The 18,465-nt window shown below is 59.1% G+C and carries 22 protein-coding genes and 3 tRNA genes; 13 read left to right on the top strand and 12 right to left on the bottom strand.

From position 1 onward, the window contains the following. Positions 1 to 6: 6 nt before the first annotated feature. Genes RAE07_RS07345 through RAE07_RS07360 form a run of 4 tightly spaced genes read right to left on the bottom strand, consistent with a single transcriptional unit; the run spans position 7 to position 1,347 of the window. Entirely contained in the window at positions 7 to 444 is a 438-nt protein-coding gene (locus RAE07_RS07345; protein WP_284836027.1) for a DUF6918 family protein, read from the bottom strand. 20 nt (positions 445 to 464) lie between these two features. Beyond that, on the bottom strand, positions 465 to 821 hold the full coding sequence (locus tag RAE07_RS07350) for a hypothetical protein (protein WP_317001649.1): 357 nt from the start codon (positions 819 to 821) through the stop codon (positions 465 to 467). A gap of 37 nt (positions 822 to 858) precedes the next feature. Further along, entirely contained in the window at positions 859 to 1,119 is a 261-nt protein-coding gene (locus RAE07_RS07355; RefSeq protein ID WP_284836025.1) for a cell filamentation protein Fic, read from the bottom strand. A 6-nt stretch (positions 1,120 to 1,125) separates the two neighbouring features. Further along, positions 1,126 to 1,347 (bottom strand): CopG family transcriptional regulator, encoded by a 222-nt coding sequence (locus RAE07_RS07360; protein WP_086588404.1) that lies wholly within the window; start codon positions 1,345 to 1,347, stop codon positions 1,126 to 1,128. Positions 1,348 to 1,425: 78 nt separating this feature from the next. Here RAE07_RS07360 and gyrA point away from each other — a divergent pair, with 78 nt between their 5' ends. The 5 genes from gyrA to RAE07_RS07385 all read left to right on the top strand — a co-directional run bounded on the left by gyrA (position 1,426) and on the right by RAE07_RS07385 (position 5,219). Continuing rightward, a complete protein-coding gene (gene gyrA, locus RAE07_RS07365; RefSeq protein ID WP_301716431.1) occupies positions 1,426 to 3,978 on the top strand; it encodes a DNA gyrase subunit A in 2,553 nt (850 codons plus the stop codon). A 3-nt stretch (positions 3,979 to 3,981) separates the two neighbouring features. Next, a complete protein-coding gene (locus RAE07_RS07370; RefSeq protein ID WP_023020209.1) occupies positions 3,982 to 4,320 on the top strand; it encodes a DUF3566 domain-containing protein in 339 nt (112 codons plus the stop codon). Positions 4,321 to 4,482: 162 nt separating this feature from the next. Next, positions 4,483 to 4,559: transfer RNA gene (locus tag RAE07_RS07375), tRNA-Ile, on the top strand. 9 nt (positions 4,560 to 4,568) lie between these two features. Beyond that, positions 4,569 to 4,641, top strand: a tRNA-Ala gene (locus tag RAE07_RS07380). A gap of 356 nt (positions 4,642 to 4,997) precedes the next feature. Continuing rightward, positions 4,998 to 5,219, top strand: a complete 222-nt coding sequence (locus RAE07_RS07385) for an MmcQ/YjbR family DNA-binding protein (protein ID WP_317001650.1) — start codon at positions 4,998 to 5,000, stop codon at positions 5,217 to 5,219. 146 nt (positions 5,220 to 5,365) lie between these two features. Here the strand turns inward: RAE07_RS07385 and RAE07_RS07390 are convergent, their stop codons facing one another. After that, positions 5,366 to 6,073, bottom strand: a complete 708-nt coding sequence (locus tag RAE07_RS07390; protein WP_200288475.1) for a DUF4352 domain-containing protein — start codon at positions 6,071 to 6,073, stop codon at positions 5,366 to 5,368. A 185-nt stretch (positions 6,074 to 6,258) separates the two neighbouring features. On the opposite strand from RAE07_RS07390, the gene RAE07_RS07395 reads away from it, so the two are divergent. Continuing rightward, positions 6,259 to 6,744 carry a MarR family winged helix-turn-helix transcriptional regulator gene (locus tag RAE07_RS07395; RefSeq protein WP_200288474.1) on the top strand — a complete coding sequence of 162 codons (486 nt, stop codon included), beginning with the start codon at positions 6,259 to 6,261 and terminating at the stop codon, positions 6,742 to 6,744. Between the two features lie 18 nt (positions 6,745 to 6,762). Here RAE07_RS07395 and RAE07_RS07400 read toward each other — a convergent pair whose 3' ends face one another. After that, positions 6,763 to 7,311, bottom strand: coding sequence for a DNA-3-methyladenine glycosylase (locus RAE07_RS07400; protein WP_200288473.1), 549 nt, complete (start codon positions 7,309 to 7,311; stop codon positions 6,763 to 6,765). Beyond that, a complete protein-coding gene (locus RAE07_RS07405; RefSeq protein ID WP_200288472.1) occupies positions 7,311 to 8,174 on the bottom strand; it encodes a polysaccharide deacetylase family protein in 864 nt (287 codons plus the stop codon). The genes RAE07_RS07400 and RAE07_RS07405 overlap by 1 nt, the downstream gene beginning before the upstream one ends. Positions 8,175 to 8,341: 167 nt before the next feature. Between RAE07_RS07405 and RAE07_RS07410 the strand changes: the two genes are divergently transcribed. Together RAE07_RS07410 and RAE07_RS07415 are read left to right on the top strand one after the other, a co-directional pair. Then, positions 8,342 to 8,414: transfer RNA gene (locus RAE07_RS07410), tRNA-Ala, on the top strand. Positions 8,415 to 8,622: 208 nt separating this feature from the next. Further along, complete coding sequence (locus RAE07_RS07415) at positions 8,623 to 8,871, top strand: hypothetical protein (protein ID WP_005329702.1); 249 nt, start codon at positions 8,623 to 8,625, stop codon at positions 8,869 to 8,871. On the opposite strand, the gene RAE07_RS07420 is transcribed toward RAE07_RS07415, so the two are convergent. The 3 genes from RAE07_RS07420 to RAE07_RS07430 all read right to left on the bottom strand — a co-directional run bounded on the left by RAE07_RS07420 (position 8,868) and on the right by RAE07_RS07430 (position 10,512). Next, the gene (locus RAE07_RS07420; protein WP_200288471.1) at positions 8,868 to 9,338 is read right to left on the bottom strand and encodes a GNAT family N-acetyltransferase; all 471 of its coding nucleotides are present in this window, start codon (positions 9,336 to 9,338) and stop codon (positions 8,868 to 8,870) included. The two genes, RAE07_RS07415 and RAE07_RS07420, sit on opposite strands and share 4 nt — an antisense overlap. A gap of 99 nt (positions 9,339 to 9,437) precedes the next feature. Continuing rightward, complete coding sequence (locus RAE07_RS07425; RefSeq protein ID WP_005326240.1) at positions 9,438 to 9,641, bottom strand: hypothetical protein; 204 nt, start codon at positions 9,639 to 9,641, stop codon at positions 9,438 to 9,440. A gap of 133 nt (positions 9,642 to 9,774) precedes the next feature. After that, entirely contained in the window at positions 9,775 to 10,512 is a 738-nt protein-coding gene (locus RAE07_RS07430) for a hypothetical protein (protein ID WP_200288470.1), read from the bottom strand. A 282-nt stretch (positions 10,513 to 10,794) separates the two neighbouring features. On the opposite strand from RAE07_RS07430, the gene RAE07_RS07435 reads away from it, so the two are divergent. After that, the gene (locus tag RAE07_RS07435) at positions 10,795 to 11,727 is read left to right on the top strand and encodes a methylenetetrahydrofolate reductase (protein ID WP_200288469.1); all 933 of its coding nucleotides are present in this window, start codon (positions 10,795 to 10,797) and stop codon (positions 11,725 to 11,727) included. After that, positions 11,714 to 13,984, top strand: a complete 2,271-nt coding sequence (gene metE / locus RAE07_RS07440; protein WP_200288468.1) for a 5-methyltetrahydropteroyltriglutamate--homocysteine S-methyltransferase — start codon at positions 11,714 to 11,716, stop codon at positions 13,982 to 13,984. The genes RAE07_RS07435 and metE overlap by 14 nt, the downstream gene beginning before the upstream one ends. Positions 13,985 to 14,032: 48 nt before the next feature. On the opposite strand, the gene RAE07_RS07445 is transcribed toward metE, so the two are convergent. Further along, positions 14,033 to 14,671, bottom strand: coding sequence for a DedA family protein (locus RAE07_RS07445; RefSeq protein ID WP_200288467.1), 639 nt, complete (start codon positions 14,669 to 14,671; stop codon positions 14,033 to 14,035). A gap of 142 nt (positions 14,672 to 14,813) precedes the next feature. Between RAE07_RS07445 and RAE07_RS07450 the strand changes: the two genes are divergently transcribed. Next, entirely contained in the window at positions 14,814 to 16,451 is a 1,638-nt protein-coding gene (locus RAE07_RS07450; protein ID WP_200288466.1) for a dihydroxyacetone kinase family protein, read from the top strand. Here RAE07_RS07450 and RAE07_RS07455 read toward each other — a convergent pair. Continuing rightward, positions 16,411 to 17,070 carry an HAD family hydrolase gene (locus RAE07_RS07455; RefSeq protein ID WP_200288465.1) on the bottom strand — a complete coding sequence of 220 codons (660 nt, stop codon included), beginning with the start codon at positions 17,068 to 17,070 and terminating at the stop codon, positions 16,411 to 16,413. The two genes, RAE07_RS07450 and RAE07_RS07455, sit on opposite strands and share 41 nt — an antisense overlap. A gap of 69 nt (positions 17,071 to 17,139) precedes the next feature. On the opposite strand from RAE07_RS07455, the gene RAE07_RS07460 reads away from it, so the two are divergent. Together RAE07_RS07460 and RAE07_RS07465 are read left to right on the top strand one after the other, a co-directional pair. After that, positions 17,140 to 17,670: a peptidylprolyl isomerase gene (locus RAE07_RS07460; protein ID WP_034656094.1), complete on the top strand. Its 531-nt coding sequence runs from the start codon at positions 17,140 to 17,142 to the stop codon at positions 17,668 to 17,670. A 109-nt stretch (positions 17,671 to 17,779) separates the two neighbouring features. Next, complete coding sequence (locus RAE07_RS07465) at positions 17,780 to 18,433, top strand: rhomboid family intramembrane serine protease (RefSeq protein ID WP_259825500.1); 654 nt, start codon at positions 17,780 to 17,782, stop codon at positions 18,431 to 18,433. Positions 18,434 to 18,465 lie beyond the last annotated feature (32 nt).

Genomic DNA, 18,465 nt, shown 5'->3' on the forward strand with positions numbered 1-18,465 from the left:
CGGAATCTACATATGCTTCTGCAGCACGCGGCCGAAATCCGGAACCGCAGGGGTGAGGAATTTCGAAGCCTTAGCGCGCAGGGAGTTATAAGGCTTGGATAGTGCGGGGGAGTTGACCTGCTCGGCATGCTTATCGGCTACCGCCATGATGGCATCACTGACCTCGGCGCTGCGCGGCTCCAGGAAGGAACCGAAATCCTGCTCAGAGCTGTTTTCAAACTCTTGCCAGTGCGGGTCCATAGCGTCGAGGACATCCGGTAGCACGCGGCCTAGCGCCTTGGTGATGATGGCGGAGTCGACCTTCTTCGCGGCGGCGACTGCGCCCTTCAGCGCCATGCCGGTAATGCCCGATTGCTTGGCGACGACCCTCTCAACCAGCTCGCCACAATCGCTTATCACCGCAGTGCGCTGCGGACCTGACATAAGTTCAGAAAGATGTGCCATGCTGCACCACCTTACGCGAATTAAGCCGGCTGTCCCGGCAGGCCAGGAAGGTTGGCCTGAATGGCAGCAATCTGATCGGCGATCTGGCCCAAGCCAGCATCGCGGGCTGCCTTTTCCAGATCCACGTTGGGGGAGTAGAGGGCCACGGCGCTGGCCAGGGCGGTGACGCCCGCGGCCGCTGCGGTGATGATCAACGTGAGATCCAGCTGGGAAGAACCGGTAGAGGAACCACCAGTCTGGCCCTGTTCAAATTTCGGATTTACCTCGTCTTTCCAGGAATCCGCCTCAGCTGCAGTAGCGGTAGGAGCAGTGATGGCGGTGGCGGTTAGGGCCGCGGCGGTAAGGCTCGATACGGCGATCTTCTTGACGTGGGACATGGTGCTAGTTCCTTCCTTGGGTCACTCTTCCCAAAACTTAGGCAACTTCTTTAACACTAAGGTAGACGCGCACGGTGAACTTTGCGAACTCTGCGTTATACCCGCTCAGCGCCGGAACGCGGGCTAAAACCTCCGTCATAGCGCGGGCGGCATCGCGGTGGCTATCGTGGATGGCTATTCCTTCCACCTTGGCAGTGCTGGCCGCCGCAGCGGCCGCAAGAGCAGCAAAATTGGTGATGCGGACGTTAAAGCGCGCGCAAAACTCGTGTGCCAAAAGGTAGAGCTGTTCGGTACTCATGATCACCTAGGACTGCGTGGGCCGGGCGCGGCGGATTTCCGCCTCCAGCTCAGCGCGGCCGGGGAGGAGGGCGCGGGCGGTGGATTGCACGTGGGCGTCGGCAAGCGTGCGGGCTGCCGCCGCAACGATGGCGCGCACTACCGCTTCATGTTTGGAGGTACCCTGCGCCGAGGCCAGCAGGGTGAGCGCGTGGTCTTGTTCGGCCGTAAGCCGCAATGTCATTGCCATGCCTTAGTGATACCACGGTGATACCATGCGTGCGGCAATTCGGGCCCTGAAAGGCGCTAAAGGGTAGAATCTGGCGTTATGAGTGACAATAACGACGATCTTTTTGATCGCATATTTCCCATTGACATTAATGAGGAGATGGAGTCGAGCTACATCGACTACGCCATGTCCGTCATCGTCGGCCGTGCCCTGCCGGAGGTGCGCGATGGACTAAAGCCGGTGCACCGCCGCATCCTCTACGCGATGTTCGATTCCGGTTACCGGCCGGAGCGCGGCTACGTAAAGTCCGCCCGCCCGGTCTCGGACACCATGGGTCAGTTCCACCCGCACGGTGACTCCGCCATCTATGACACCTTGGTGCGCTTGGCCCAGTCGTGGAATATGCGCTACCCACTGGTGGATGGCCAGGGTAACTTCGGCTCCCGCGGTAACGATGGCCCAGCAGCAATGCGTTATACGGAGTGTAAGCTCACTCCGCTGGCCATGGAGATGGTGCGCGATATCCGCGAAAACACCGTTGATTTCTCGCCCAACTACGATGGCAAAACCAGCGAGCCGGACGTACTGCCGTCCCGCGTTCCAAACCTGCTGATGAACGGTTCGGGCGGCATTGCCGTGGGTATGGCCACCAATATCCCTCCGCATAACCTCAACGAGCTGGCTGAGGCCATCTACTGGCTACTGGATAATCCAGACGCCGATGAAGAGGCTGCGCTGGAAGCCTGCATGGAACGCGTTAAGGGCCCGGATTTCCCCACCGCGGGCCTCATCGTGGGCGATCAGGGCATCAAGGATGCCTACACCACCGGCCGCGGATCCATCCGCATGCGCGGTGTGACCTCCATCGAGGAATCTGGATCCCGCCAGACCATTGTGATTACCGAGCTGCCGTTCCAGGTCAACCCGGATAACCTCATCTCCAATATCGCGGAGTCCGTGGCCAGCGGCAAGATCGCGGGTATTTCCAAGATTGAGGATGAATCCTCCGACCGCGTTGGCATGCGCATCGTCGTCACCCTCAAGCGCGACGCCGTGGCCCGCGTGGTGCTCAATAACCTCTACAAGCACTCCCAGCTGCAGACGTCCTTCGGCGCGAATATGCTCTCCATTGTCGATGGCGTGCCGCGCACCCTCCGCCTGGATCAGATGCTGCGCTACTACGTGGAGCACCAGATCGAGGTCATCGTTCGCCGTACCCAGTACCGCCTGAATGAGGCCGAAAAGCGCGCCCACATTCTGCGCGGTTTGGTCAAGGCCCTAGACATGCTTGATGAGGTCATTGCCCTTATCCGCCGTTCGCCCACCGTGGACGAGGCACGCGAGGGCTTGAAGGAGCTTCTCGACGTCGACGATATCCAGGCCGACGCCATCCTGGCCATGCAGCTGCGCAAACTGGCTGCCCTGGAACGCCAAAAGATCATCGATGAGTTGGCGGAAATCGAGCGCGAGATCGCTGATCTGAAGGATATCCTCGCCCGCGAGGAGCGCCAGCGCCAGATTGTCCACGATGAGCTGGCAGAGATCGTCGATAAGTATGGCGATGAACGCCGCACCGAAATCATTCCGGCAACCGGCGATGTGACCGATGAGGACCTTATCGCCCGCGAAAACGTTGTAGTCACCATTACTTCTACGGGCTACGCTAAGCGCACCAAGGTGGATTCCTACAAGGCGCAAAAGCGTGGTGGCAAGGGCGTGCGCGGCGCTGAGCTCAAGCAGGACGATATTGTCAAGAACTTCTTCGTCTGCTCCACGCACGACTGGATCTTGTTCTTTACCAACTTCGGCCGCGTCTACCGCCTCAAGGCTTATGAGCTGCCAGAGGCCGGTCGCGCCGCTCGTGGCCAGCACGTGGCAAACCTGCTGGAATTCCAGCCGGAAGAAAAGATTGCCCAGGTCATCCAGATCCAGTCCTACGAGGATGCTCCTTACCTGGTTCTCGCTACCCAGCAGGGCCGCGTGAAGAAGTCCCGTTTGACCGATTATGAGTCCGCGCGTTCCGCTGGCCTTATCGCCATCAACCTCAACGAGGGCGATGCTCTCATTGGCGCACAGCTCGTCTCCGAGGGCGACGACATCCTGCTCACCTCCGAGCAGGGACAGGCCATCCGCTTTACTGCGGACGACGACCAGCTGCGCCCCATGGGCCGCGCTACCGCTGGTGTGAAGGGCATGCGCTTCCGCGGCGATGACCAGCTGCTGTCCATGTCCGTGGTCCACGATGGCGAATTCCTCTTGGTTGCCACCTCCGGCGGCTACGGTAAGCGCACCGCTATCGAGGAATACACTACGCAGGGCCGCGGTGGCCTGGGTGTCATGACCTTCAAGTACACCCCGAAGCGCGGCAAGCTAATCGGCGCCATCTCTGTGGATGAGGATGATGAAATCTTCGCCATTACCTCCGCCGGCGGCGTCATCCGCACCGAGGTGGACCAGATTCGTCCGTCCTCCCGTGCCACGATGGGCGTGCGCTTGGTCAACCTGGGTGACGATGTCGAACTGCTTGCCATCGACCGCAACGTCGAAGAAGATGGTGAGGAAGACGCTCAGGCCGTGGCTAAGGGCGAAAAGACCGTGGATGAGGTCCAGCAGGAACACAAGGCTGGCGATGCTTCCAAGGATGAGGAGTAATTAATGGCACGACGAGACATAACGATTACGCGAATCTCGCCTATCTCGGCATTCCGCGTCGGTCTGGCCCTGTCACTCGTCGGACTGATCGCCTGGATGCTGGCCGTATGCCTGCTTTATATTGGCCTGAACCAGGTGGGGATTTGGGAATCGCTCAATAGCCTCGTCGGCGGCGTCGGCGGCGGATTCGAGGTCACCTTCGGTGTCGTCATCTCCGCCTCCGCGCTCATCGGCGTTATTTTCGCCGTTCTCCTTACATTGCTGGCTCCCCTGATGGCGGTTATTTATAACGCCATCGTGGACGTCTTTGGCGGCCTGCGAGTCGACCTAGACAACCGCTAGCGCCTCTCTCACCCTAGAGGATGCCGGCACCTTCGGGTGCCGGCCTTTTCTTCTATCAGCACGAATCTTCCCCTTTTTGTTTAGTGGTATGAAATGCTTCTTGAGCAGGCGATTTGTATAAATCCGGGGATAGTATGTAGAGTTAATTCTCGTTCCGCACAAGGGCCTATAGCTCAGTCGGTTAGAGCGCATCGCTGATAACGATGAGGTCGCTGGTTCGATTCCAGCTAGGCCCACCACGGAACAATGGGGCATTAGCTCAATTGGTAGAGCATCTGCTTTGCAAGCAGAAGGTCAGGAGTTCGATTCTCCTATGCTCCACAGCATGTAGTCCGGCTTCCTCTTCGGAGGGGCCGGACATTTTTTATTTCCGCGCCCGTTACCCGCGCGCTCTGAGAAGTGTCACAATGGTGAGTAATTTACGCGGATCACCATTTTCGTCCATCCAAACTTCGGTTTTCGTCGACGGTTTGGCCGGTTTATATGGACGAAAATGGTGAAACAGCGCGAGTCTGGCCTCAAAGAAGGGATCCGATGATGGATGGCGGTGGCATCTACACAGTTGCGCGGCAGCGCGCCGAAGAGATGCTCGGCTCGCAGATACAGTATCCTTTCGGGCCCGACTGGGAAGTATTCAAAGTACGCGGCAAAATCTTCCTGTTATTTTATTGACAGCAGTGACGGGCCAACAGCAAATGATTATTAAGGCGGAGCCGGAAGACTGCCAAGCGCTACAGCAGCAGTATCCGTTCATTGCGCCGGGCTACCACATGAATAAGCGGCATTGGGTTTCCGTCTACCCGCACGCAGAACTGCACCAGCAGTTGATAGAGGAGTTAGTCACGGATTCCTATCGTTTGGTGGTGGAGAAGCTGCCGAGAGCGCAGCGGCCTATTTAGCTGAGAAGAACTTGCATCAGCAAAGCATTTCAAGGGGCGCGAGCTCTGAGGTTGGCTTAGAGATTCAAATTCGGCCCCAGATGAAGTTGTAGGTGGTGAAAACGAAAGTAGCCCCAGAAGGAATCTGGGGCTTTGCTTAGGATGGATTAAATAGTAGAAACCCAAGTTGCCGTATCGGAGCTGAAAGAGAAAGTGGGCTTCCAAATTAGACGATATTCACCTGGGTCCGCGCCCTCAAAATAGAGGGTTCCAGTAACGGTGCCACCTAGGGTTAGTTTGCCAGAATCGAGCTGGTCATCAAATCCATTGATGGCGTAATCGGAGACTACACCGGCCGGAGTCTGAACGCTCCAGTCAAAAGGATTAAAGTCCTTTTCCTTATCACTGTTGTTTACGTAAGTGACTTCTGCTCCAAGATATGTATCGCCGAAGACATCGGTGGAAGGCTGAACATTGTTGATAGTAATTTCTAGCCCGTCTTTAGTGGTGTAGGTTTCACCCAGAGAGAATTCAGTGGACTCATCTTTGGCGGGCGCTTCATTGTCCTTGCCATTGTCGGACGTATTGTTAGAAGACTCGGAACCCTGAGATCCAGAATTAGAGGAGGAGTCGTTTGAATCTCCTCCCCCTGCAATCGCGCTGATAATTCCAATGACAACGATGATTCCGAGAATGATGAGACCCCACTTCATGCAGCCGCCTTTTTTCTTCTGGGGCTGCTGAGGGGCGGCGAAGCCCGGTTGTTGAGGCATGCCATAACCCTGCTGGGGATTTGGCTGTTGGGCGCCGTAGGGCTGCTGACCGTACGGGCTACCGTTTTGGTTATTGGGGTCGGGAAATTGAGGGGTAGACAAAGGTTGACTCCTTTAGAGAGAGATGATGATGCGAACTTCTTCGCAGTGTTAAAATTTTAATGTTGCTAGGTCAACAAGAACAAATAATGGCGTTTTGAAACGGAGAATGGACTCGGTTTAAGTATTGGTATTCGAGGAGTGACGAGTCACTTTAGAATTAAAGCCAAGTTGATAGAATAAATCCCATGACCGAGCGCGATGACTACTGGCTAAATGATGAAGAACTCGCATCATTTATGTCCCTAATGAGCGTAAATATTCGCTTGACCAATATTTTGGATGCTCAGCTGCGCGATGACGCAGGCCTGAGCTTTTTTGAATACACAGTGCTCTCTCGGCTATCTGAGGCGGAAAATCGCGAGATGCGTATGCGTGATTTGGCGATTACCGCCAATGGATCTTTGTCTCGCTTGAGCCAGGTTGTTACGCGCCTAGAAAAGCAGGGGTGGGTCGTGCGCCAGCCGTGCCCGACTGACGGCCGCACCACCATGGCGCAGCTGACGGATAGCGGTTGGGACAAGGTAGTAGAGACTGCGCCTGGCCACGCTAAGCAGGCGCGAAGGTCCGTAATGGATAACCTGACCCGCACGCAGATCCGCCAGATGCTGCAGATCAATCGGCGGATCATAAAGGCCATTGAGGATGATGAGCGCTATGGTGGGCGCTATTAGGCAGTGCGCCTCGCGAGGCTATTGCTTGGGATAGCCGCGGCGGCCCGAGACGGTTTTATCGAATGGGATCCAAAACCGCAGGGCTGCTTCCTTGTTTTTCGAGATGCCGATGCGCGGTCCGCGTACCCATTCTGGTTCGGAGGTTCGCTCAACAATCTGAATTGGTTGGTGGTTATCTTCCAACGTGAAGCCTAAGGCCTTGCCCAAGTTTCCTGGCCCGCGGGCAAGATTATGAAAATCGGTGGTGCCGCGGCGGGCGAAGGCGATATCGGCGCCCTCGATGATTTCGCCGCCGCGCAGCAGGCAGCCTTGGCCGGTGCCATCAGGGGCGCAAACGATATTGACGTTGCGGTGGATACCATAAGAAATATAGACGTAGAACCTACCCGGCGGACCGAACATGGCCGCATTGCGCGGGGTCTTGCCATTGAAGGTATGTGCAGCGGAATCCTCGGCACCGAGGTAAGCCTCAACCTCCGTGAGGCGGATGCTTACCCCGGCATGGGTGAGGGTACAGCCGAGGAGTTGGGGAGCGACGGCGTCGGCAGTCAGGGCAAAATCAATCATTAACCACGAGCGTAGTAGCGCTTACCTGCCACGGGGGTGCGTAGGAGGCGATCTAGGCTAACTGGCTCGAGGCCCTTGGCGCGCAGGCCGTCGATAACGCAATCGGCGGCGTCCACGGTGGTGGGGTGGATATCGTGCATCAACACTATGGAGCCGGCGCGGGCGCCTTGGACGGCCGCGGAGCACACATGGTCGGAGTTGCGGTCCTTCCAATCCACGGTGTCGACGTCCCACAACGCTTGGGAGACGCCCTTATCGCGGGTGGCCTGATCCACGGTGGCGTTGGTCGCGCCATAGGGCGGGCGTACCCAGCGCGTGCCTTGGCCGGTGGCCTTTTTGATGGCGGCATTGCCGGCGTCGATTTCCTGGGATACCTGGTCATAGGACAGGGTGTTGAGCTGGCGGTGGCTCTTGGTGTGGTTGCCGATGGTGTGGCCCTCGGCCTTCATGCGCTTGAGCAGCTCAGGATGCTGATATGCGTTGGGGGCTAGCACCATGAAGCTTGCGTGCGCGTTCTTCGCCTTGAGCTTGTCCAGTAGGCGGTTGGTCTCGGCACCGGGGCCGTCGTCATAGGTGATAGCTACGCAATTGGCACAGTCGACGCCACCTTCGCTGCGCGGCTGCGGCTTCTTTGGAGCTGGGGCGGCGGGTGCCTTCTTCCCGGAGGTAGTGTGTGGAAATGCCTGGGAGCTGAAATCTTCGACCTGTGCGCGGGCATCCTCGAGGCGATGGTTGATTTCTCCTTGAATATCCGCGCTTGAAGACGCAGGCAATCGTGGGATTTGCGGTAACTGTGCATGAGCGGCGGCTGGCATGGCGGCGGCAATAAGCACGGTGAGTGCAGAGGTGAGGATGCGGCGCATAGTGTTCCTAAAAATGAGGGAAAGTGGACATGATGTGCCCATGACCCTAGCGCCCGAATGTAACCAAAGTGATAGGACATGCCTAAAGGGGCCAAAGTGATTTGAGTGGTTCAGGTTTTAAGCGGTTTGTGGTTGCTTCGGCTGCGGTAGTAAAGTGTGTAGGCACTGGGGCATTAGCTCAATTGGTAGAGCATCTGCTTTGCAAGCAGAAGGTCAGGAGTTCGATTCTCCTATGCTCCACAGCATGTAGTCCGGCTTCCTCTTCGGAGGGCGCCGGACTTTTCTCTGCGCAAGGGCAGCTAGGGGGCGATGTCGCGATTTTTCGATGTAAACTCCATTTTTGTCGGCGGAAATGGCAGGGATGTACGCGCAAGGTCGCGGGGAGAAAACTTTAAGTACAGTAAGAGGGGAATTATTACTATTACGTGAAACCATTAGGAGACTAACCATGGCCGCCAACGTTCGCTATAACGATCCCTTTACCTCCACAGAGAAGAAAGTCTCGGCGCCGGAGGGCGCAGAATACGTTGTGGTGCGCAAACGTGGCGAGGCCGCAGTGGACGGGGAGGTCATGAGCTTTCACGGCACTCGCGAAGAGGCGCGCGAGGCGGTCATGGCCGGGCTGACCGAGGAGTTTAAGACGGCCGTGGATAATGAGCCGATTTACGTTACGCACGCCCGCCTGCGCTCGCTTTAGAAGCGTTTCAGCATCACAAAGTGTCCCTCGTGGCTGCCCACGTGTTCAAAGCCGAGGTGCTCATAGAGCCCCTTGGCGCGGGGGTTATCGGGGTGGACGGCTAGCGAGATGCCGGGGGCATGCAGGGTGTGGGCGAGGGAAATAGCGGCGTCGATAAGCGCGGTGGCAATGCCCTGTCCCTTATAGCGGGCCTCGACCGCGATGGCGAGCTCCGGAATGGCGGGCTCGACAAAGCCAAATCCGTGGTTGTCCTCCGTGCCCCAATTGAGCCACACGCCACCGGCTGGGACAAGATCCTCCCAGGCGATGAAACCGCCCTGGTTGGGATCCCAATTTTCCACGTAGAAGGCAAAATCAGCGGCGAAGTCAGGGGAGAGCTCGCCGTGCTCGTCACCGAAAGTATCGGTGAGGAAGTTGAGGCGGGCGAGATAGGTGCGGTCAGATTCTTGGGTTGCGCGAAGTTCCATGGAATCCACGATAGACGCCAGTGGTGCAGCACGGGGTACGCATGCGAAAATCCCCTCCGCACAGGACAGTGACCTGTGGGGAAGGGATGTGGCTGCCGCTTAGGCGAGGTGGTAATTGCGGACGTCGTGACCGTTAAACTCGCGCTCGATACCGGCCTCGTCTACGGAGTGGAAAGTGGTTCCGTTATCGATGGCGAAGCGCAGGTTATCCACGCGAGAGGAAGGGTCTTTAGACACCGCACCCGCTGGGAAGTAGTACGTTGAGCCGTCTTTGAGCTTGACGGTGAGGGACTCAAAGCTCATTGTTCATCTCCTTGTAGAAAGATCCCTAATGTGGGAATTCAATCAAGAGGTTTTTGTCTAAGCAAAGAAATGAGATCTAGGCAACGCTGAATATACCCCCACGGCGGGGTGGAAAGCGTAGTTATTCTTTGGCCTACAGGCGGTGCTTGCCCTCGTTTTGGTGGTCATCCGTGATGCGGGTGGTGTCGGCCGGCTGAGCTGCTTCCTCTTCGCGGTGCTTGGCCAGCTGCTCGTCGATGGAACCCAGCAGTTCTTCATCGCGTACAGCGCCTTCCTCAACGAGGTCAGACTGGGTGTCATTCTCGCTGGTGGAGGTGTAGACCAAGGTGGACTCAGGGGCGGTGTGGGAAGCGGACTGGAAGTCATCCACGCGCGGTGGGGTCTGGGATGGCTTGTCGTTGGAGCGCAGCCAGTAGTAGGCGGCACCGGCCGCGGCGGAAAGCACAGCGATAATGCCGGCGAAGATCCAGCCCTTGGAGGACTTCTGCTTCTTCTGTTTCTTGGCTACCTTGGCGGACTTCTTCTTGAGGTTCTTCTGCGCCTTCTGAGAATCCTTTTTGGCCTGCTTGCGGGCCTTCTTAGCCTTCTTGGTGGCCTCTTCCTTGGCGTCGTTCAGGCGCTCGGTGGCGTCCTCGCGGTAGTTGTTGAACTCTTCTAGGGCGCGCTCGAGGCGGGAGTGTGCGGCGCGGGTGACGGCGCCTGCCTGGCGGCGGGACTCGGCGAAGCTGCCGTTATCGCGCTCGTCCATCTTCTGCGCGGCCTCCTCTAGGGCGGTGTAGGCTTCGCGGGACTTTTCTTCGCGGTAGTTGTTGAACTGGCTCCACAGGTTCGATGCGGTCTTGAAGGCCAGGTTCAATGTGGTGGGGTTCATGGGGTGGAACACTCCTTAACTCAGATTTATCAATTCGCTTTCACCCAGCATAGTGACGTAGTGGGTGGTGTACCACCGTGAGCGCGGCGGCGTGCTGGGGGAACGGGTCACAAATAGACCGCTTGGTTCAGAATGTGCGATTATTATTCAGCCAATTTTTCGCCAACCTCGCAGTTTGCGGGCTTGCAATGGTAATACCATTGCAATATCGCTACCGCACAAACTGAACAGCTTGGTACGTTTTTGTCAACGCACCGACGACGACCAGCAAAGGAGGTGACTATGAGCCCGCGACTTTCGGCTTCCGCGCCCTTGGATTATGAAAGCGAAGAGGAATCCCATGTACCTGAGCGCCTCGCCCTTTCCTTCGAGGTAATCCCACCGCGCCACGATGCCGATGCCGCCAAGATCGACCGCCTGCTAGAGGTCCTGGAAAGCTATCACCCCGATTACATCGCGGTAACCAGTTCCCAGCGCTCCGGCTGGCTAGAGGGAACCGCGGCCTTCATTGAGAAAATCTCGCAGAACACCGCTATGCGCCCGCTGGCGCACCTGGCGTGCACGGCCGGCTCGCGCGACGAGCTCATCGGGTGGATTAATCGCTTGGTAGATGCCGGAGTGCGTGGCCTGCTAGCTCTGCGGGGTGACCTCCCCGAAGGGGGCATGCCCGAGCACTACCTCCAGCATGCCGATGAACTGGTTCGCCTCATCCGGGAATTGGAAAGCCACCAAGCGGCCCGCTTTGCTGCCGGCCGACTCGCTGTAAGTGTGGCGTGCTATCCCAGCGGCCATGCTGAATCCAAAAACGAGGACGAGGACTTTGACGTCCTGCTCAATAAGCAGCGCCTTGGCGCGGACTTCGCCATCACCCAACTCTTTTTTGATGCCGAGGATTTCCTCCGCTTCGCCCAAAGGGCGGAGTTGGCCGGGGTGAAAATCCCCCTCATTCCGGGGATTATGCCCATGACCAGCCTGCGCCGGTTGGAACGAATGGGGCAGCTGTCCGGGCTGGCCGTACCCGAAAGGGTGCGCACTCGGCTCGCGGCAGCGAAAACCCCAGAAGAGGAATACGAAATCGGCATGGAGCTTACCGCCCAATTGGCCCGCACCATCGTGGCCGGGGGCGCGGAAGGTCTCCATATATATACCCACAACAATCCCGACATTACCCAAGACCTGTTATCTCGAATCGGAGTAAGCAATGACGAACACTAATTTCCCCAAGGCGACGATTGAGGGCTACCCTCGCGTCGGCGCTAACCGCGAGCTCAAGCGCGCGCTGGAATCCTATTGGGCCGGCCGCATCGATGCAGAGACCTTTGAGTCTGCCGCTCATTCCCTGCGCTTGGATACCTATAACCGCTTGCGCGACCTCGGTCTTACTGAGGACTATGCCATTCCAGCCGACGTCGCTTACTACGACCAGGTGCTCGAGACCGCACTGACCGTGGGCGCCGTAGCCGGCGAGACCCTGGATGATGAGTTCACCTTGGCTCGTGGCAATAAGGACACCGCGCCGCTAGAGATGACTAAGTGGTTCGATACCAACTACCACTACATCGTCCCAGAAATTTCTGATGACCAGGACTTTAAGGCGCACCCACAGCGCGTTATCAAGCTAGTGGAAGAAGCCCGCGCAGCAGGCCACACCGTGCGCCCATACCTCGTCGGCCCGGTTACCCTGCTGGCCCTGTCCAAGCAGGCCGAGGGCGCGACCAAGTCCCCGCTCGACCGCTTGGATGATGCCGTCAAGGCCTACCAGGAGGTACTGGCCGAGCTGGATAAATCCGGCGTGAAGTGGGTACAGCTGGCCGAGCCTGCCCTGGTAGCGGACCTGACCGTTGCCACCGATGAGGAGCTTGCTGCCCACATCAAGAGCGCCTATGAGGCCATCTTGGGTGCGGACAACCGTCCGCAAGTCTACCTCACCACCCCTTATGGCTCCGCGCGCAAGGGCCTTGAGGTCTTGGCGGAACTTAAGCCAGAGGCCGTCCAGGTGGATCTGTCCGTGGGCACCTTGGCTCTCGATGAGGGCTACCTTGAGCGCGTGAAGAAGCTGAACTCGCACGTGGTTGCTGGGCTTATCGACGGCCGCAATGTCTGGGCCGCCAACCTACGTGACCTGCGCTCCAAGTACGAGGACCTAGAGGGAAGCCTTGACTCCCTGTCTGTGTCTACCTCCGTATCCCTGCAGCATGTGCCGCACACCGTGGAGGCAGAAACCAAGCTGCCGGCCGACGTCGCCACCTGGTTCTCCTTTGCCAATGAGAAAGTCAAGGAAGTCGTAGCCCTCTCCCAGGGCCCACTGGAAGCGCCGGAGGCGTACAACATCAGCGACCGCGCGGTGCGCACCCGTGCTGACTCTGAGCGTATCCACAATGCGGCGGTGAAGGCGCGCATCGAGAAGCTGCCGGCCGGCGAGGTCAAGCGCGAGCCTGCCTTTGCCGAGCGCAACGAGGCGCAAAAGGAACTCGGCTTGCCGCAGCTGCCGACTACCACCATTGGTTCATTCCCACAGACCAAGGAAATCCGCCAAGCGCGTGCGGCGCACCGCAAGGGCGAGCTTTCCGACGCCGATTACAACGCCGCCCTCAAGGATGAGGTCAAGTCCGTCATCGAGCTGCAAGAGCGCCTTGGCCTCGATGTACTTGTACACGGCGAGCCGGAGCGCAATGATATGGTCCAGTACTTTGCCGAGCTGCTCGATGGTTTCGTAACCACCGAAAACGGCTGGGTCCAGTCCTATGGCTCCCGCTGCACCCGTCCGCCAATCGTTGTCGGTGACATCTCCCGCCCGGCTGCGATGACCACCGAGTGGTCCAAGTACGCCCAGTCGCTCTCGGAGCACCACGTCAAGGGCATGCTTACCGGCCCGGTGACTATCCTGGCCTGGTCCTTCGTGCGTGATGACGTCCACCAGTCCATCTCTGCGGACCAGCTCGGCGTCGCGCTGGCGGATGAGGTCCGAGACTTGGAAGAGGCCGGCATCGACATCATTCAGATCGATGAACCTGCCTTGCGTGAACTGCTGCCTTTGCGTGAGGAAGACCGCAAGGCCTACCTGGACTGGGCCGTGCGCTCCTTCCGCCTCGTTGCACTCGAGGCCAAGCCGACCACCCAGATCCACACCCACCTGTGTTACTCCGAGTTCGGCCAAATCATCGATGCCGTTGCCGGCCTCGATGCCGATGTCACCTCCATCGAGGCGGCTCGCTCCCGCATGGAACTGCTCGAAGATATCGACGAGACCTTCCATTCCGAGATTGGCCCGGGCATCTACGATATCCACTCCCCACGCGTGCCCTCCGTGGCGGAGATGGCCGAGCTCATCCGCGCCGCGCTCAAGCACGTGCCGGTCGAGCGCCTGTGGGTTAACCCGGACTGTGGCCTGAAGACCCGCGGCTACGAGGAGACCGAAGCCTCCCTGCGCAATATGGTGCTGGCTCGCGATGAGGTACGTGATTCCCTCTAAGGCCTCGTAACCCCACGGAATCCCGGCTGGGAAATGGGCAACTAGCCCTTACTTGGCCGGGATTTCTCGTTTTGCCTTGCTGCGCTTGTTGATCCACCCGATGATCATCGGCAGCACGGAAATTGCCACCACAATCAGCATGATGATGTCGATGGAGTGAGCAATGCCCGGGATACCGCCCAGCAGGACACCGACGAGCAGCATGGAACCTACCCAGCCGATGCCGCCGAGAATATTCCAGCGCAAGAAGGAGGAGTAGCCCATTTCCGCGGTGCCGGCGGCGAAGGGGACGAAAGTGCGCACGATTGGAACGAAGCGGCCTAATACTAGGGCCACCGGGCCGTGGCGCTGGAAGAAGTCTCCCGCGCTATCGAGGTGTTCGGTGCGCAGAACGCGGGCATCGTCCTTGAAAAGCTTGCGGCCAAAGCGGCGGCCCAAGTAGAAGCCCACCTGGTCGCCGGCAAAGGCGGCCACCGCGGCCACGACAAAGAGCAGCCAGGCGTTGATGTCGAGTTCGTGGCGCAGGATGGCCGCGGTAACGAGCAAAGAATCACCCGGCAGGAACGGGAAAAGCACGCCGGACTCGATGAAGATGACCACGGCGACGCCGAGCAGAATATAAGGTCCAAAGCTTTGGAGCAGGGAACCTGCGTCCATAAGGTTGTGGAGGGAGGACAAGAAATCCATGTGCGGATCCTTTCTTAGTGGTTCTTTTAGTATCCTCCGCAAACTGCAAAGTAGCTGCGAATCCACTGGGTGTCCGAATGGAACCGATATGTTTCTTTTCTCCTCCTAGCTTCCGGGTAAGAAACATCACTAGCCTGGGAGTATGAACCACTCCGCATTCCGTAATAGTCAAGACACTTTTCTCTCCGACGCCCTCGCTGGGCTCATCGCCAACCACCCCGATGCTCGCTGGCACGACGTTGGCTTCATTGGCCGCTCCACGCCGCTGCGCACCGCGGACGGTGATCCGGCAGTGGCGGTGATTTCCGGTGGCGGTTCCGGTCACGAACCGATGCATGCCGGGTTTGTCGGCCAGGGCATGCTCGCAGCGGCCTGCCCGGGGTTGCTCTTTACCTCCCCGAACGCGGTCCAGGTCAGCGAGGCCACCCAGTGGGCTGACCAGGGCAGGGGAGTAGTCCATGTGGTGAAGAATTACACCGGAGACGTCATGAACTTTACCGTCGCTCGCAACGCCGCCGAGGCGGTAGACACCCGCACGGTGCTGGTGGCCGATGATATTGCCACCGATGGCAATGAGGACGGCCCCGGTCGCCGCGGTACGGGTGCGACCATCCTGGTGGAAAAGGTCGCAGGAGCTGCTGCCTACCGCGGCGATGACGTGGATAAGGTTGCTGAATTAGGGCAGCGCGCCGCGGATAATTCTCGGAGCATGTCCGTGGCGTTGGGTGCCGGTTTTATGCCGACTACCGGCCGCGAGACCTTTGATCTTGCAGCCGGCCAGATGGAGGTGGGTGTGGGCATTCACGGTGAGCCGGGCACCCACACTGAGCAGGTAGATAGCGCGAGCGCTATCGTAAATCAGGTCCTGGATAAGATCGTGCCAGCCCTTGAGCTGGGTCAAGGCGATGAAGTGGTGTGCCTGGTCAACGGCCTAGGCGGCACCACCCCGCTGGAGCTGAGTTTGCTCTTTGGTGAGGCCGCCGCGCAGTTGGCCCAGCGTGGCGTCACCGTAGCTCGGTCGTTGGTGGGCTCCTATGTCACCGCGGTCAATATGCACGGTGCTTCCTTTACTCTGCTCAAGGCAGATGCGGAGCTGCTCGAGCTTGTCGACGCCCCCACTGCCGCCCCCGCCTGGCCGCACACCCTGGGCCGCGCGAAGGCGGTAGAACCCGCCACCATCACCTTCCAGGATGAACTTCCTACCGAGGGCGAGGAGAACCAGTGGCTCACCGCCTTTGTGGAGCGTCTCCAAGCCTCCTTCGAGGCGCTTACTGAGCTGGACCGCAAAGCCGGCGACGGCGACTTTGGCCAGAACATGGAGGCGGCCTTCGGCGGCATTGAGACTCCACTGCGCGGCAGGGATACCGAGATCTTCACCGGGCTGGCCAAGCGCCTGCTCGTCCTCGCCGGTGGTACCTCCGGCGCTGTATTCGGCACGCTCTTTAATGAATTGGCTCGGGCGGAGTCGCTGGCGGACGGGCTCAATGCAGCGGCTGAATTAATCCACGAGCTCGGCGGCGCCCAGCGCGGTGATCGCACCATGCTAGATGCCCTCATTCCGGCCGCAGAAAAAGCCCGCGAGCTAGGTGCGAAGGATCCGGACGCGGAGACCTTGCAGGAGCTTTTCGACGCCGCCCATGCCGGCGCCCTCGACACCGAGGACCTTGCTGCAAAGAAGGGCCGCGCCTCCTACCTGGGAGATCGCAGCAAGGGCGTTATCGATCCGGGCGCCATCGTGGTCAGCTGGCTCTTTGGGGGAGAACCTCTCTCAGCGCACTAAGCGAGCGCAGATCTCCATCACCCGCACGGTCGAGGTGGAGCGCATGCAGCCCTGCCTTGCGCGCCCCCTGCACATCGTTGGTGAGGGAATCGCCCACCATGAGCGTGTCTGCAGCATCCACTCCGAGCTGGCGGCAAGCAGCGAGGTAGGCCGCGCGCTGCGGTTTGGGGCAGCCGAGGTCGACGGTGGGGATGAGGAGGACGTCGGCAAGCGCAAGGCCCGTGGCCTCCAGCTTCGCCTGCTGCATTTCGCGCTCGCCGTTGGTGAGTATGCCGACCTGAAAGCCGGATTCGAGGGCCCAGGTGAGGGTGGGCAGGGCGTCGGAAAAAGCGCGCCATTGCTCCCGGTAGGCGGAAAGATAGCCGTCGTAGGCGGCCAGCGCCTCGGCATCGCTCATGTCCCGGCCGAGGAATTCGCGGCAGCGCGCCGCGCGCTGGCCGTGGTGGGAGACCTCGCCGCGCTCATAGGCTTGAAACCACTTTCGTTCAATAGCCGCGAATCGCGGATGCTGGCCCTCGGGCAGTCCGAGCTCGCGGCACCACTGATCCACCGCGTCTCGGGCCGCGCCGGAGTGATCGAGCAAGGTGTCATCCAGATCAAAAAGAAGCGCGCGAATCATACCTTCAGGCTATCGCGATCGCTGACAGCGTTATGTCATGCGCGGCAGGCACGCGTTAAATTCTTTACAATGGCTGGCATGACTCAGAAGACCGCAACTGCAACGATGCATACCAACTACGGTGACATTGTTATCGATCTCTTCGGTAACCATGCACCGGTAACCGTTGAAAACTTCATCGGCCTGGCCAAGGGCGAGAAGGACTACTCCTCCCAGAACGCAAAGGGCGAGCAGTCCGGACCGTTCTATGACGGTGCAATCTTCCACCGCATCATCGATAACTTCATGATTCAGGGCGGCGACCCGACCGGCACCGGCCGCGGTGGCCCGGGATACCAGTTCCAGGATGAATTCCACCCGGAGCTGCAGTTCGACCGCCCATTCCTGTTGGCCATGGCTAATGCTGGCCCAGGCACCAACGGTTCCCAGTTCTTTATCACCGTGGCGCCGACCCCGCACCTGAACAACCACCACACCATCTTTGGCGAGGTAACTGACGCTGCTTCCCAGGAGGTTGTGTCCAAGATCGCCAAGGTGGATACTGACCGCATGGACCGTCCGCACGAGGACGTTGTTATCGAGTCCATCGATATCGCGTAATCGCCTTTTTCCTCGGGCCCGTCACCGCATTATTCGTGCGGCGGCGGGCTCGTTGCAGTTTTCCCGAGCTATCCACAGCCAGACCCCCGCCTAAAGGACTGACAACTTCATGACCATGGTGAGAAACTATGTCCGCGCTACCCCAGCGACCGCGCTCATCGCCGCCGTCTGCATCATCGCTTGGCTGATTACCGCGGTGCAGGCGCGCACGCTAGGAGCCACCTTCTATGATTCCCCGCTCGCAGCGGATTGGGGCCTGTGGGGACCGGATTATCCCTTCCGCCCCCAGACTGCGCTGTCTTCGGAGTTCATGCACCTAGACGCGGGCCATTTGGCGGTGAATATGATCATGCTCTTGCTCATAGGCAGGGAAGTGGAGCGGACGCTTGGCACCGGGTTGTATCTTGCCTCCTATTTCATCTCGTGCCTAGGCGCGTCCGCCATGATCTTGAAATTCGACTTCAATACCCCCACCGTCGGCGCCTCCGGTGCGCTCTTCGCACTCATGGTCATGCTGGTAGGTGCTTATCGCCAGCGCGGGCTCGATCTCCGCGCGCCCATCGCCCTGGTTGTGGCGAACGTGGCCTATACCTTCCTGGCCAATGGCGTATCCCTGTGGGGACACTTGGGTGGGTTGTGCACAGGCCTCGTGTTGAGCCTTTTTCTCTATCGAAAAAGCCCCTCTCTTCGCTGGGGCGGTGTTGTTGTGGTGGCCGCGGTAATCCTCGCGCTCTTGGCCCAACAAGCTGGGTTTTGGGGATAACTGTGGAATTTGATCACCGGAAAGCATGTGCG

The sequence above is a fragment of the Corynebacterium nasorum genome (assembly GCF_032821635.1).
GTDB classification, from domain to species: Bacteria; Actinomycetota; Actinomycetes; order Mycobacteriales; family Mycobacteriaceae; genus Corynebacterium; species Corynebacterium kefirresidentii.